The 13993-nt window shown below is 72.2% G+C and carries 15 protein-coding genes and 1 pseudogene; 7 read left to right on the forward strand and 9 right to left on the reverse strand.

Going from position 1 to position 13993, the window contains the following annotated elements; genetic code table 11:
- Positions 1 to 6 precede the first annotated feature (6 nt).
- Positions 7 to 918: a methylenetetrahydrofolate reductase [NAD(P)H] gene (gene metF, locus ACQP2O_RS15485; RefSeq protein ID WP_433184735.1), complete on the forward strand. Its 912-nt coding sequence runs from the start codon at positions 7 to 9 to the stop codon at positions 916 to 918.
- Positions 919 to 933: 15 nt separating this feature from the next.
- On the opposite strand, the gene ACQP2O_RS15490 is transcribed toward metF, so the two are convergent.
- The 7 genes from ACQP2O_RS15490 to ACQP2O_RS15520 all read right to left on the reverse strand — a co-directional run bounded on the left by ACQP2O_RS15490 (position 934) and on the right by ACQP2O_RS15520 (position 6003).
- Positions 934 to 2343 (reverse strand): phospholipid carrier-dependent glycosyltransferase, encoded by a 1410-nt coding sequence (locus ACQP2O_RS15490; protein WP_433184738.1) that lies wholly within the window; start codon positions 2341 to 2343, stop codon positions 934 to 936.
- Between the two features lie 52 nt (positions 2344 to 2395).
- Positions 2396 to 2617, reverse strand: coding sequence for a hypothetical protein (locus ACQP2O_RS15495; protein WP_433184740.1), 222 nt, complete (start codon positions 2615 to 2617; stop codon positions 2396 to 2398).
- 38 nt (positions 2618 to 2655) lie between these two features.
- The gene (locus ACQP2O_RS15500; protein ID WP_433184743.1) at positions 2656 to 3243 is read right to left on the reverse strand and encodes a GNAT family N-acetyltransferase; all 588 of its coding nucleotides are present in this window, start codon (positions 3241 to 3243) and stop codon (positions 2656 to 2658) included.
- Positions 3244 to 3248: 5 nt separating this feature from the next.
- Positions 3249 to 3575 (reverse strand): hypothetical protein, encoded by a 327-nt coding sequence (locus ACQP2O_RS15505; protein ID WP_433184746.1) that lies wholly within the window; start codon positions 3573 to 3575, stop codon positions 3249 to 3251.
- Between the two features lie 123 nt (positions 3576 to 3698).
- Positions 3699 to 5078 (reverse strand): hypothetical protein, encoded by a 1380-nt coding sequence (locus tag ACQP2O_RS15510; RefSeq protein ID WP_433184749.1) that lies wholly within the window; start codon positions 5076 to 5078, stop codon positions 3699 to 3701.
- Positions 5079 to 5193: 115 nt separating this feature from the next.
- Positions 5194 to 5364 (reverse strand): CGNR zinc finger domain-containing protein, encoded by a 171-nt coding sequence (locus tag ACQP2O_RS15515; RefSeq protein WP_433191031.1) that lies wholly within the window; start codon positions 5362 to 5364, stop codon positions 5194 to 5196.
- Between the two features lie 174 nt (positions 5365 to 5538).
- Positions 5539 to 6003: a YbaK/EbsC family protein gene (locus ACQP2O_RS15520; protein ID WP_433184752.1), complete on the reverse strand. Its 465-nt coding sequence runs from the start codon at positions 6001 to 6003 to the stop codon at positions 5539 to 5541.
- 345 nt (positions 6004 to 6348) lie between these two features.
- On the opposite strand from ACQP2O_RS15520, the gene ACQP2O_RS15525 reads away from it, so the two are divergent.
- A complete protein-coding gene (locus ACQP2O_RS15525; protein ID WP_345431319.1) occupies positions 6349 to 6732 on the forward strand; it encodes an SAV_6107 family HEPN domain-containing protein in 384 nt (127 codons plus the stop codon).
- 259 nt (positions 6733 to 6991) lie between these two features.
- Here ACQP2O_RS15525 and ACQP2O_RS15530 read toward each other — a convergent pair whose 3' ends face one another.
- The gene (locus ACQP2O_RS15530; protein ID WP_433184756.1) at positions 6992 to 8203 is read right to left on the reverse strand and encodes a Cmx/CmrA family chloramphenicol efflux MFS transporter; all 1212 of its coding nucleotides are present in this window, start codon (positions 8201 to 8203) and stop codon (positions 6992 to 6994) included.
- 418 nt (positions 8204 to 8621) lie between these two features.
- Here ACQP2O_RS15530 and ACQP2O_RS15535 point away from each other — a divergent pair, with 418 nt between their 5' ends.
- Positions 8622 to 8792: a hypothetical protein gene (locus tag ACQP2O_RS15535; RefSeq protein WP_433184759.1), complete on the forward strand. Its 171-nt coding sequence runs from the start codon at positions 8622 to 8624 to the stop codon at positions 8790 to 8792.
- 137 nt (positions 8793 to 8929) lie between these two features.
- Here ACQP2O_RS15535 and bldD read toward each other — a convergent pair whose 3' ends face one another.
- A complete protein-coding gene (gene bldD, locus ACQP2O_RS15540) occupies positions 8930 to 9424 on the reverse strand; it encodes a transcriptional regulator BldD (RefSeq protein WP_252782932.1) in 495 nt (164 codons plus the stop codon).
- A 552-nt stretch (positions 9425 to 9976) separates the two neighbouring features.
- Here bldD and pyrR point away from each other — a divergent pair.
- The 4 genes and pseudogenes from pyrR to carA all read left to right on the forward strand — a co-directional run bounded on the left by pyrR (position 9977) and on the right by carA (position 13945).
- The gene (gene pyrR, locus ACQP2O_RS15545) at positions 9977 to 10513 is read left to right on the forward strand and encodes a bifunctional pyr operon transcriptional regulator/uracil phosphoribosyltransferase PyrR (RefSeq protein WP_433184762.1); all 537 of its coding nucleotides are present in this window, start codon (positions 9977 to 9979) and stop codon (positions 10511 to 10513) included.
- Positions 10510 to 11418: pseudogene (locus tag ACQP2O_RS15550) on the forward strand (aspartate carbamoyltransferase catalytic subunit); the annotation flags it as partial. The gene pyrR and the pseudogene ACQP2O_RS15550, both read left to right, overlap by 4 nt.
- Positions 11419 to 11555: 137 nt before the next feature.
- Positions 11556 to 12836, forward strand: coding sequence for a dihydroorotase (locus tag ACQP2O_RS15555; protein WP_433191033.1), 1281 nt, complete (start codon positions 11556 to 11558; stop codon positions 12834 to 12836).
- A complete protein-coding gene (carA, locus tag ACQP2O_RS15560; protein WP_433184765.1) occupies positions 12833 to 13945 on the forward strand; it encodes a glutamine-hydrolyzing carbamoyl-phosphate synthase small subunit in 1113 nt (370 codons plus the stop codon). Before ACQP2O_RS15555 ends, carA begins: the two co-directional genes overlap by 4 nt.
- The last annotated feature ends 48 nt before the right edge of the window (positions 13946 to 13993 follow it).

The following is a 13993-nucleotide window of genomic DNA, read 5'->3' on the forward strand; positions in this document are numbered from 1 at the left end:
GTCTGCATGACGTCCGCTCGCCCCACGATCCGGGAAGTGCTCGCCGCGGGCGAGCCCACGTTCTCCTTCGAATTCCTTCCACCCAAGACCGAGCAGGGTGTCCGCAACCTGTGGCAGGCGATCCGCCGGCTCGAGGTGCTGCAGCCGACGTTCGTCTCGGTCACGTACGGGGCCGGCGGCGGCACCCGCGACCGTACGGTCGAGATCGTCGAGCGGATCGCGGCCGATACGACGCTCACCCCCGTCGCGCACTTCACCGCCGTCAACCACTCGATCCGCGAGCTGCGGCAGCTGATCGGCAGGTTCGCCGCCGTCGGCGTGCGCGACCTGCTCGCGCTGCGCGGCGATCCGCCCGGCGACCCGATGGGGGAGTGGGTCAAGCATCCCGACGGCGTCGAGTACGCCGAGGAGGTCGTGCGGCTGATCAAGTCGGCGGGCGACTTCAGCGTGGGCGTCGCCGCGTTCCCGTACAAGCACCCGCGGTCGGCGGACATCGACAGCGACACCCTGCACTTCGTGCGCAAGTGCCGGGCCGGCGCCGACTACGCCATCACGCAGATGTTCTTCCGGGCCGAGGACTACCTGCGGCTGCGCGATCGTGTCGCCGCGCACGGCTGCGACGTGCCGATCATCCCGGGCATCATGCCGGTCACCAAGCTCAGCACGATCGAACGCTCCGAGCAGCTGTCCGGCGCGCCGTTCCCGCCGGAGCTGGCCGAGCGGTTCGAGGCCGTCGGCGACGACCCGGAGGCGGTGCGCCGGCTCGGCATCGACCAGGCCGCGGAGCTGTGCCAGACGCTGCTGGACGAGGGCGTGCCCGGCATCCACTTCATCACGTTCAACAAATCGACCGCGACGCGCGAGGTCTACGACCGCCTGGAGGTCAGCGGGAGCCGTCGCAACCTGTTGGTGCCGTAGGCGCTGCTCAGGCCACTAGTCGGGCACATGCGACGGCTGGGTCCGGCGGTCCGGCGAACCGTCGGCCGCCGGCCGGTCACATGAGCCGGTCTCGTCCCAGGGCGCGGGTGCCCGTACGCCTCGCGCGAGGGCGATGCCGAGACTCAGACAGGCGAGGGGAATCGCGGGCAGGACGTACCGGTAGTCGAAGTCGATCGTGGCCGGCGGCAGGATGAGCAGCACCATCGCCGCCGCCCACGGAAGAAGCGCGGGCCCGCCCCAGGAGCGCCAGGCGGCGACGATTCCGGCCAGCCCGCCCAGCAGCATGAGACCGAGGACCGGTCCGGGCAGATAGACGTGGCGCTGATATCCGCGGATCCAGCCCGCGTAGGGCTCGATGACACGCGGTGCCTGCGGTGGCCGGTGGTCGTAGGCCGCCATGTCGTTTCGGGCGTTGTCCATGGTGCTGGAGTGCACGATCGGAGGTGCCGGCTCCTTCTGATGGAACTCATAGCGCAGTGCGACGCCGTAGTCCTCTGTGGGGCTCCAGCGAAAGCTTCGGGTGACACTGTGAGCGACCGCGGACAGGTAGTCGCCGGGCTGGGCAAGGATCGCTCGCTCCGCGAAGTCCTGTGCGAGTGTGTTGTTCGAATCGCTGAACCGGAACGTGGGAAGTCTGTTGATCGGCGAGGACGCGTTCCAGACGTAGGTCTCCGGCCGCATGCGCGGGAGTCCGGGCACGGGGCACAGCGCCGTCTCTCCGGCGGGAGGGTGGATCTTCGCGCAGTCGGCGAACGACATCGCGCGCGACCACAGGAACACCCCGCCCGCGCCGCTCAGCGCGTACCGGTGGTAACGGGAGTGGTACGAGATGGCGTACGCGCCCAGCGGCAGCACGGCCGTCAACGCCGTGACGGCGAGCGCCCGCCAGCCCGCGCGTCGCACGATCAGCCAGCATGGCAGCAGGACCAGAAGGGCGAACCCGACGGTCCGCGTCAGGGTGGCCAGTGCCAGCAATACGCCTGCGGCGGTCGCGAGCGGAACGGTGGGGCGCTCATGCCAAAGAAGCGCGGTGAGCGCCGACACGACCAGGAATATGAACAGGATGTCGGACAGCAGAAGGTGCTCGAGCTGGATCAGGTAGGCGTCGAACAGTACGGGCAGCACGACCAGGGTGGCTCCCCAGTCGGGCAGTCCGCGGCGCCGCAGGAGGACATAGATCATCGCAGCCGTGGCCAGCGTCAACGAGTGCTGCACCCCGACCACCACCACGAAGCTGTGAAAGGGCTCCAGCGCCCGCAGCATCAGCGGGTAGCCGCCGGGGCGCTCCGGCCGTAGCGCCGAGCGCAGCGTCATCGCGAGGTAGGTGTACGAGTCGCCCACGAACCACAGGGCGGGCCGATAGCCGAGCATCGCCAGCATCCGGAGCGCGATCCCACCGAGCATGGCGAGGGAGAAAACTCCGTATCGATGGACAAATCGCATCAAAGCAGACTAGTCAAGCCGAGGATAACGTCAGATTACGGCAGGTTTCTGGACAATTCGGCGGCAGGCGGACGATCCGCGGGCGGCCTGCGAGTGCCTTGATCGCCGCCAGGGGTGGTACGGGCCTGGCACGCCGGTTCGAATCCAAGATCACCATCGACGCGGCCCAGATGAGGCCGTTGACGGTCAGTGGCACCAGGCGAGCGCTCGTGCCCGACTCGCCGTGGGAGTGCACGCAGGCGTGGCGGTGGGAGATGATCGCGGCGACGAGGTCTACGAGCGCCTGGAGGTCAGCGGGAGTCGCGCGCCCATCACCGCGTAGAGCGGCCCGCCCCCGGGAAACTGGAATTCGGTGAGCAGGTCCGTCATGCCGAGGGAGCGATAGAGGTTACGGGCGGGCGTCTGGGCGTCGAGCGTGGACAGCACGACCGTGTGCTCCGGGCGCTCCGCGCACAGCGTGGTGATCAGCCTCCGGCCGAGCCCCTGGCCCTGACTGTCCGGGTGGACGTGCAGCTCGGCGACCTCGAACGTGTCGTCCATCCACTGCCGGGCGTGCGCGGCGCCACCGGTCTCGGTGAGCGCCGCGTGGACGACGTCGTGCCACCACTGCCCGGGCTCGCCGTGGAAGCCGTACGCGAAGCCGTTCACGTCGCGGCGACGCCCGGCGACGAACGCGCGGAAGCCGGGGTACGCCGTGTGGCGCTCCATGATGGTGCGGCGGCCCGGCATCTGCTCGGTCGGCGGCTTCATCGCCGCCGCATAGGTCGCCAGCATCGCGTCGAGCCGCCGGAAGAACGTCCTTTTGTCGATCTCCCGTATCTGTGGCGCGGTGTCCCGCCGGGCTCCGAAGGCTGATCTCACGTGGCTCACTTTGGTAGATATGGCGGGACTTTCGACAGTGCGCCGTAAATGTCCCACAGAATCTGGGCCGCCGCCTTCTTCAGCTGACCGCGCTCCGTCTCGAGCTGCTGCTGCCACGTGCGGGCGGCCGGACCCACCCAGGCGTCGCCGGCCGTACGGAACGGCGGATCCAGCGCGGCCTCCAGCGAATCCGCGCTCGCGTAGGCGCGCTCGTACGCGGCGTACAGCTCGGCGTACTCCGGGTTGGGCTGCTGGGCGGGACTGCCCGGCGGACCGGCCGGCGGCTCCGTAGGCGGACGGAGGGTGCCCGGAGAGGGCGGATAAGCGGTCATGGGTCCTCCTGCGTCGAAGGAATGACCAGGGATGCTGTGCTTTCGATTCGTTCGCTTCGCTCGCTCATGGGCCCTCCTTCGTCGGAGGAGTGGTCAGGCGCGCTGTGCTTTCGATTCGCTCCCTCATGCGTCCCTCCCGGCGTCGTGGGCGGCCACACCGTCGGCGGTCAGGGCCTGAATCCCCGGGTCCTGAGCCGCCGGCGCTCCCGAGGCAGGTGCGTCGTGCCCGGCGGCACCGGTGGCCACCACCTGGTCGGCCGCGCGCGAGGCACCGATCGCGTGGCCGGCGTCGGTCGCCGGGGCGGGACCGGCGGTGTGGGCGCCCACCGTGGCCGCGCCGCGGGCGTCGGCAGGATGGGCGGCCCCGACGTGGGTGGGGGCGTCGGTGGCCGCATGGTGGGCGTCGGCGGGGTGGGCGGCCGCGACGTGGGTGGGGGCGGCGGTTGTGGCGGTCTGGGTGTCGGTGGTCGCATGGTGGGCGTCGGCCGGGTGGGCGGCTGCGGCATGACCGGCGGTGGCGTGGGTGGCCGCGGCATGATCGGCGGTGGCGTGGGCGGTCGTGGCGTGGCCGACGAGGTGCTGCAGCGCCGCCGAGCTCGGGCAGGCCGCCAAGGCACGGTGCACGGTCCCGGAGTGACGGGTGTAGAGCTCGGCCGCAGCCTCGGGGTCCGTGGCGGCCGGGCGGATCATCGCCTCGTGCGGCGGGCGCGGAGTGGGGATCCGGTGCCCGGATGGGATCGCGGCCAGGTGCGTCAGCCCGATGTGGCCGAGGGCGACCTTTGCGCGCCGGTCGAGCCCGGCGTGCTCCAGCACGTGGACGACGTCGTCGTGCACGCCCTTCCGCGAGGCTTCGGCGAGGAGTTCGCGGAGCCACTTCTCGTCCATTCGCAGATGATGGCTCGCCAGGCCCAGCGACTCCCGGACGGCGGCGAGGCGCGCCTCGTGGCCCGGCGCCGCGGCGATCAGGTCGGCGCTGCCGGCCGGGCCGAGACGGGAGTAGAGGCCCTTGACGTAGTCGGGGTCGTCGGCGTTGGCCGACAGCCGCTTCCAGACGTCGGCCGGGATCGGCCGGTGGGCACTGATCGCCCCGTGGATCGCGGCGGCGTCGGCGGCCCCCGCTCGGGTCGCCGCGTGTGCGTCGGGGAAGTGGCCGACCGTGTGTCCGGCGCCCGCCGGCGTCGTACGGCCCGGACGGCCGCCGAGCCGGCCCACGCCGACCCGGGGCATGTCCGCGGCGCCCTTGCTCAGGTGCGCGTCGGCGTAGGCCCGTCGGCGGCCCAGCATGCCCGGCTGGGCGCGGACCCAGCTCTCGACCGCCGCGGCCTGGCGGAGGCCGGTGCGCGGGACGCTCGGGGGCAGCGCGGCGTTGGTGCGCAGCCAGGCGGTGATGGCGTTCGAGGCGCTCGTCATCTGCTGGATCAGCTGAGCCATCGCCGCCGTGTCGATGCCGACGAAATCCTTGTCGCGCGCCGCACTGGCACGCAGACCGTCCTGTCCAGCCATAGGGCACCAGCTCCGGAGAGTGCGCTAGAACCTCCGGTGACCGTTGTATCACCGCCTGTCGGCCGTTGTCCCCGACGACGCGGTCCCGATGCCGTGACCGACCGTCCGGCTCCGGTCACGCGGACAGGCCGCCGCGGCGTCGCCGGAATTCGCGCATCCGTGCGTTGGCCCCGCACCCCGCCACGTCGCACCAACGGCCCGAGCGGTTCCGCGTGTGGTCGTAAAAGGCATGGCGGCAGTCATCGGCCGCGCATGCCTTCATCCGCCGCCATGAGCCATCGGTCATCGCCGCGACCACGGCCGAGAGAAGGACGCCGAAAGTAGCGTCACCCGCCCGGCCGGGGCTACACCGCCGAGGGCGGTCACATCCTCGCGCTCGAATCGCCCGGTGAGTTCGTCGCCGCGATCCGCGCGGCGTTCCGGGCCCATCACGGCGCCCGCTGATCCCCGTGGATCCCGCTCACTCGACCTCGACGGGCGTGCCGCCCGTGAGGCGGAGCAGTTCCTCGTACGAGGTGGGGAAGACGGTGTGCGGGTGTCCGGCGGCGGCCCAGACGACGTCGTACTTGGCCAGCCATTCGTCGACGAGCGTGCGGACCGGCTGAGGATGGCCGAGGGGCGCGACGCCTCCGATGGGCTGTCCGGTGGCCGCCCGCACGAACTCGGGGTCGGCCCGCTTGATCCGGGCGACGCCGATCCGCTCGGCGAGCCCGGTGGTGTCCACCCGGTGCGCTCCGCTGGTCAGTACGAGCAGCGGCTCGCCATCGGCGGCGAAGATCAGGCTGTTCGCGATGGCGCCGACGTCGCAGCCGAGCTGAGCCGCTGCGGTGGCGGCCGTCGGGGCGGCCTCCGGAAGCTCGCGGACCTGTCCGGTGGCGCCCAGTTCGCGCAGGCGGGCGGCGACATGTTCGACGTTGGGGTGCATGGCAGCACCCTACGGCCGGTGGCGAGGTAAGAGGTTCCGAACTGCGACGACACATCTATTCGAACGCGTTGACGAATGCGGCGTCGGACGCTTTACTGAGGTACGTACTCGAACCTGTGTTCGAGTACGGCGCGGGACTCGCGGCCCGCGCCGAGGGGATCGTCTCTCGCGGGCAGCGCATGCCGGGCGAGATGCGACGGCCGGGCGGGGCGAGGGGAAGCGCTTCGCCCGGCCTCCCCAGGGCCCTCGGGCCCGCCGAGCGGAAGGAGGCATGTCATGTCCGCAAGGTCGTCAACTGCCGCCCCCCTTCGTCCCGCGCCACGGCGCAGGCCCGCCGCATCAGCGATGTCACTCCTTCAGACGGCCCGGCGCGGCCTGATCGAGGCCGCGGAGTCGGCCGCCCCGGCGCTGCGCTATGTCGCAGCCCATCTGGCCGCGTTGCGCGCCGCCGCAGCCGTGCTCGCCGAGCGCGCCGATCCCGGATCGCGCACCCGTGGTAGACCGCGCAGCGTCTGGGTGCTGCTCCCCGAGGCCGAGCCCGCGCTGCGCGAGTGGGCGGCGTTCTTCGCCGCCGGCGCGGACAAGCGCGCCGCGGCGGAGGCCGGCCTGCCGCGCGCGGTCACCGCGGATGAGGCCGATGAGCTCCTGCGCGACGCGGAGATCTTCGTGTCACTCGTCGAGACCACGCTCGGCGTCCCGGGCCAGCCCATGCTGCCCGCCGCCGGCTAAGACCCCTTCTGGGGACCGGCTCTTCACCGGAGCACGGTTCGTGCCCGCGGGTCCCGTCGTGGACCTCCCCCCGAAGCGACGGGACCCGCGCGGCCGCACACCATGCCCGGCTGCCGCCGGGCGGCGCTCCGCCCGTCGCAGGCCGAAAGCCGCGTGCTGCGTGCCATGCGTTGCACGCCGCGAACCTCGGGCCGCGTGCCGTTCCCCCACGCCCCGCGCCCCCGTGCCGTGCCTCCGCACCGCGCATCCCGCACCGCTGTCACCGAGCCGGCCGCCCGATGGGCTTGGAGGCCGGTGCCTCCTCGCGCGGTGCGGTCCGAACGCGCCGTACGGCCTGGGCGAGGCCCGCCGTGCCGAAGGCCGCCGCGACGAGCAGGGCGCTGACCCACGGCGGCGAGCGGTAGCCGAGCCCGGCGGCGATGGTGCCGCCGCCGATGGCGGGACCGGCGGCGGCGCCCACGTTGAGCGCCGCGGTCGCGAAGGATCCGCCGAGTGAGGGCGCCTCCGTCGCCGCGTACAGAATCCGGGCGATCAGCGTCGAGCCGACGGCGAACGAAAGGGTTCCCTGGACGAAGACGAGAACCAAGACGGCGACCGGGCTGCCGGCGGTCACGGCCAGGAGTACCCACCCGGCGAGCAGGGCGATCCCGCCCGGAACCAGGACCCGCATCGGCCGCGTGTCGGACAGGCGCCCGCCGATCGTCACCCCGGCGAACGACCCGAGACCGAACAGCGCCAGCATCCCCGGCACCCAGTCCTCGGAGAAGCCGCTGACGTCGGTGACGAGCACGGCCAGGTAGGTGAACGTGCAGAAGGTGGCGGCGTTCACCAGCGCGGCCAGCAGCAGTACGACCAGCAGCCGCGGGCTCCGCAGGGCCCGCAGTTCGCGCCGGGCCCTGGGACGGGTCCCGCCGCCGGTCGCCCGCGCGGCGTCCGGCACCGAACGCAGCACGGCGAAGACGGCCGGAAGGCAGACCAGGGCCACGGCCCAGAACGCCGACCGCCAGCCGAGCGCCTGACCGAGCACGGCTCCGGCGGGCACGCCGGCGACGCAGGCGAGCGTGATGCCGCCCAGGAGGACGGACGTCGCCCGCCCCTTGGTGTTCGGCGGGACCAGAGCGGTGGCCGTCGCGAGGCCCACGGCGAGGAAACCGGCGTTGGCCAGCGCCCCGAGCACCCGGGTCACCAGGAGCACGGAGAGGCTGCCGGTGATCGCTCCGATGACGTGCGCGAGCATGAACGCGATCAGGAAGACGAGCAGCGCCCGCCGCCGGGGCCAGCGCAGGCTGAGCACCGCCATCAGCGGCGCGCCGACGATCATTCCCATGGCGAAAGCCGACGTCAGCGCGCCGGCGGCCGGGATGGGCACTTTCAGGTCACGGGCGATGTCCGGGATCAGCCCGGACAGCATGAACTCGGACGTCCCCTGGGCGAACACCGTGAGGCCGAGGACGTAGATGACGAAGGGCATGAGCGGAGACTCCAGAACCGCGTCGGAACGAGGACACGGCGCGCCGACACGGCGTCCGGGACCGGCCGCGTGACGCGGCGGGGAACGGGGCGGGCGCTACCGGGTGAAGGAGGCCGGGCTCGGCACGACGAAGACGGCCGAGGCCATGGGCCTCCTGGGGAGAACCGATCCGTACGACGGTGATCCGGCGGCGAAACGGCGCGCGGCCTCAGCCACGGCGCTGCCGCGGGACATCACGAGAAGCCACCGACGGACCGGTGGCTAGCGTCTGGACGCCTCAGGACCCGACATGGGGCGCACGATAGCGACGGGCGGCCCGGCTCGTCCACCGCATTACACCCCCTGGGCCCGGCGCACACGGTGGCCCGGCGGACGGCGCCACCATTCCGCAGGCCCGCTGAGCTGGTAGGCCGCGTCGGTGTCGGCGGCCTCGTTCGGGATCCCCCGCCCGTTGCTCGGCCGCCGCGCGTACGCCGGGCTCGGCATGGTCGGCAGCCGGCACCCGACGCTGCAGAAGGGTGCTTGTGGCAAGGCGGTGATCTCGGCGGCGAAGACGGTCGGCTCCGCCAACGGCCACGGGTGGCGCTGAAGCCGGGGAGCACGCCCCGAGAGGCGTGCAGGCGTGCGCGGGCATGAAGAAACCCGCCCGGTGGAATGCCGGACGGGCTCCGTCACGACGCATCGATCATGCGGCGATCCGAGGTGCCGCATGACCAGGAGATTGGATCAGAACGCCTCGACGGCGCGGCGTGCCTCAGGATCGAGAACACCCCAGCCGATCAGCTCCTCGGTGAGCTCTGTCGGTGACTTGTCGTAGATCACCGCCAGCGAACGCAGATCCTCCTGCCGGATGGACAGGACCTTTCCGTTGTAGTCGCCCCGCTGGCTCTGAATCGTCGCGGCGTAACGGGCGAGGGGACCGGCCTTGTCCTTCGGAAGCTGTTGGAGTCGCTCGAGATCGATCACGAGCTTCGGCGTCGGGCCGAGCGGGCTCGGCGCGGCTCCACCGGGGAGCAACTCGGATACCGGCACGCCGTAGAACTCGGCGAGCTCGGCCAGCTTCTGAACGGTGACGGCGCGGTCGCCCCGCTCGTACGAACCCACGACGACGGCCTTCCAGCGGCCACGTGATTTCTCTTCCACACCGTGCAGGGACAGGCCCTGCTGGGTACGGATGGCGCGAAGTCTCGCGCCGAGAGCCTTAGCGTATTCAGACGGCATCGCGGCCCCCAGGCTCACTTTCTCGTCGTCGATAGTGGCCCCGGGAGGGGACCCGGACGGGGAACCCCCGCCGCCCCGAGACGGGTGTGCCCATGCAGGCGCACTCTCAGCCGGCCGGGGGGCCGACTGCCCGAGGGGTCCATCTCCAGGGATGGTTACGGACAGTGACGGTAAAACGGGTAGAGCCCCAGGTCAAGCTGATTGGAAAAAAGCGGCGAAACAGTCGGCGCTCGGAGGGGCTCCGACGAGGGGCTCGGAGGGCCCGGAACCCCTTGCCCGCACGGGCTCGCGGGATCCGGTGGGCCGACGCCGTGGGGGCCGCCGACCGTTGGGTAAAAGCTTGCCATATCCCCGGCCCGGCGTCCGGCGGCCCGCTTGCGCAGCGTCGTCACCAGCGAAAACGTGACGGTGCCGGTGCGGGGCGTGTACGTCCGGGCTGCTACCGTGATAGCGCCCGACGTCCTTTAAGACCCGTCCAGAGAGGCGGGAAAGGAGGTTATCGAGGTGAGTGCTGCCTCCGTGCCCGCGCACGGACCGTCACCCGATAGTGATGTGAGTCACAAGACCGTTCTCGAGGCCCCCGACATCCGGCGCGCGCTCACTCGGATCGCTCACGAGATCCTCGAACGCACCAAGGGTGGCCGCGACATCGTCCTGCTCGGAATCCCGACACGCGGGGTCACGCTCGCCGCCCGGCTGGCCGAGCGGATCACCGACGTCGAGGGCACCCCCGTCCCGTGGGGCTCGCTCGACGTCACGATGTACCGCGACGATCTGCGCCTGCGCCCGGCGCGCGCCCTCGGCCGCACCGAGCTGCCGCCCGAGGGGGTCGACGACCGCGTCGTCGTCCTCGTCGACGACGTCCTCTTCTCCGGCCGTACCGTCCGGGCGGCCCTCGACGCGCTGAACGACCTCGCCCGCCCGCGCGCCGTGCAGCTCGCCATCCTGGTCGACCGCGGCCACCGGGAGCTGCCCATCCGCGCCGACTACGTCGGTAAGAACCTTCCGACCAGCACCCGCGAGAAGGTCAAGGTGCTGCTCGCCGAGACCGACGGCCGGGACGCCGTCGTGCTGGAGGTCCCCAAGTGAAGCGCCACCTGATCTCGGCGGCCGATCTCACCCGGGACGACGCGCTGCTCATCCTCGACACCGCCGAAGAGCTGTCCCGGATCGCCGATCGCCCGATCAAGAAGCTGCCCACGCTGCGCGGGCGCACCGTCGTCAACCTCTTCTTCGAGGACTCCACGCGCACGCGCATCTCGTTCGAGGCCGCCGCCAAGCGGCTGTCGGCCGACGTCATCAACTTCTCGGCCAAGGGCTCCAGCGTGTCGAAGGGCGAGAGCCTCAAGGACACCGCGCTGACCCTGGAGGCGATGGGCGCCGACGGCGTCGTCATCCGCCACAACGCCTCCGGCGCGCCGCAGCGGCTCGCCGGCTGGGTGCGCGGCAGCGTCGTCAACGCCGGCGACGGCACGCACGAGCACCCGACGCAGGCGCTGCTCGACGCGTTCACCATGCGCCGGCGGCTCGGCGACCTCGACGGCCGCCGGGTCACCATCGTGGGCGACATCCTGCACAGCCGGGTCGCCCGCTCCAACGTGCTGCTGCTGAACACCCTCGGCGCGGAGGTCACGCTCGTCGCGCCGCCCACGCTGTTCCCTGTCGCGGTCGACACGTGGCCGTGCGAGGTCGCGTACGACTTCGACGCGGTCCTGCCCAAGAGCGACGTCGTGATGATGCTGCGGGTCCAGCAGGAGCGGATGACCGACGCCTTCTTCCCGACCGTCCGCGAGTACAGCCGCCGGTACGGCCTGGACGCCCGGCGCCTGGCCGCGCTCCAGGACCACGCGATCGTCATGCACCCCGGCCCGATGAACCGCGGCGTCGAGATCGCCGCGGAGGTCGCCGACTCGCCGCGCTCGACCATCGTCGAGCAGGTCGCCAACGGCGTCACTGTCCGGATGGCCGTGCTCTACCTCCTGCTGGGCGGCTCCGAGCCGGCCATCGGCGGCGACGTCGCCCGGGGCGGCGACGCCTCCCGCCAGGACGACGCCTCCGGCCGCGGTGAGGTGTCGCGCGACGGCGACGGGGCACGGACCGGCGGCGACGCATCGAGAAGGGAAGAGGCGTGATGTTCCTCATCAAGGGCGCGCGGATCGTCGGCGGGGCGCCCGCCGACATCCTGCTCCGCGACGGCGTCGTCGCCGAGATCGGCGCGGGCCTGACCGCGCCGGAGGCGACCGTCGTCGAGGCCGGCGGCCTGATCGCGCTGCCGGGCCTGGTCGACCTGCACACCCACCTGCGCGAGCCGGGCCGGGAGGACGCCGAGACGGTCGAGACCGGCACCCGCGCCGCCGCGGCCGGCGGCTACACCGCGGTCCACGCCATGGCCAACACCGAGCCCGTCGCCGACACGGCCGGCGTCGTCGAGCAGGTGTGGCGCCTCGGCCGGGAGGCCGGCCACTGCGACGTCCACCCGGTCGGCGCGGTCACGCGCGGCCTGGAGGGCGAGCGCCTCGCCGAGCTCGGCGCGATGGCCGACTCGGCCGCGCGGGTCCGGGTGTTCTCCGACGACGGCCACTGCGTGTCCGACGCGGTGCTGATGCGCCGCGCGCTGGAGTACGTCAAGGCCTTCGACGGCGTCGTCGCCCAGCACGCGCAGGAGCCCCGGCTCACCGAGCACGCGCAGATGAACGAGGGCGAGGTCTCCGGGCGGCTCGGCCTGGCCGGCTGGCCCGCCGTCGCCGAAGAGGCGATCATCGCCCGCGACTGCCTGCTCGCCGCGCACGTCGGCTCCCGGCTGCACGTCTGTCACGTCTCGACCGCCGGTTCGGTGGAGATCCTCCGGTGGGCGAAGAGCAAGGGCTGGCAGGTGACGGCCGAGGTCACGCCGCACCACCTGCTGCTGACCGACGAGCTCGCCGAGACGTACGACCCGGTCTACAAGGTGAACCCGCCGCTGCGCACCAAGGCCGACGTCGAGGCGCTGCGCGAGGCCCTCGCCGACGGCACGATCGACTGCGTCGCCACCGACCACGCCCCGCATCCGGCCGAGGCCAAGGAGACCGAGTGGGCGCCGGCGGCGATGGGCATGATCGGGCTGGAGACGGCCCTGTCCGTCGTCCAGGAGGCCATGGTCGAGACCGGCCTGCTCGACTGGGCCGGCGTCGCCGACCGCATGTCGGTCCGGCCGGCGCACATCGGCCGCCTCACCGGCCAGGGCCAGTCGATCGAGGTCGGCGCCCCGGCGAACGTGACGCTGTACGACCCGGCCCCGCGCACGGCCGTCGACCCGGCGGCCTTCGCCTCGAAGAGCCGCAACACCCCGTTCGTCGGGCTCACGCTGCCGGGCCGGGTGCGCGCGACGTTCCTGCGCGGCCGCCCCACCGTCCTGGAAGGAAAGGTCATTTGAGTTCCGCGACCAAACCCGCGCTGCTCGTCCTGGAGGACGGCCGGACGTTCCACGGCACGGCGTACGGCGCCGAGGGCGAGGCGTTCGGGGAGATCGTCTTCAACACCGGCATGACGGGCTACCAGGAGACGCTGACCGACCCGTCGTACCACCGGCAGATCGTCACGATGACCGCGCCGCACATCGGCAACACCGGCGTCAACGACGAGGACCCGGAGTCCGGCCGCGTCCAGGTCGCCGGGTACGTCGTCCGCGAGCCGTCCCGGATCGTCTCCAACTGGCGGGCGCGCCGCTCGCTCGACGACGAACTGCGCGAGTACGGCGTCGTCGGCATCGCGATCAACGGCACCCGGGCGCTCACCCGCCACCTGCGCGACAAGGGCGCCATGCGGGCCGGGGTCAGCACGGCCGAGACCGACCCCGAGGCGCTGCTGGAGCGCGTGCTGGCCAGCCCGGACATGATCGGTGCCGACCTGGCCCGCGTGGTGTCCACGCCCGAGCCGTACGTCGTGCGGCCCGAGGGGGAGGTGCGCTACCGGGTGGCGGCGATCGACCTCGGCATCAAGGCGATGACCCCGCTGCGCATGGCCGAGCGCGGCTGCGAGGTGCACGTGCTGCCCGCGACCGCGACCGCCGAGGAGATCCTCGCCGTCGGGCCGGACGGCGTCTTCTACAGCAACGGGCCGGGCGACCCGGCGGCCTGCGGCTACGCCGTCGAGTCGATGCGCGGCGTGCTGGACTCCGGCACGCCGGTGTTCGGCATCTGCCTCGGCAACCAGATGCTGGGCCGGGCGCTCGGCCTCGGTACGTACAAGCTGCGCTTCGGCCACCGGGGCGTCAACCAGCCGGTGCAGGACCGTGCCAACGGGCGGGTGCACATCACCAGCCACAACCACGGCTTCGCCGTCGAGGCGCCGCTGGACGGCCCGTTCGACACGCCGTACGGCCGCGCCGAGGTCAGCCACGTCGACCTCAACGACGGCGTCGTCGAGGGGCTGCGGCTGCTCGACCGGCCGGCGTTCAGCGTCCAGTACCACCCGGAGGCCGCGCCGGGCCCGCACGACGCCACCGGCCTGTTCGACCGGTTCTGCGAGTTGATGGCCTCATGAGTGAGCGAAGCGAACGAATGAGGCTGGTTTTGCCGGGGGGTGCGGGGG

The organism is Actinoallomurus sp. CA-150999, assembly GCF_050942425.1.
GTDB lineage: Bacteria > Actinomycetota > Actinomycetes > Streptosporangiales > Streptosporangiaceae > Actinoallomurus.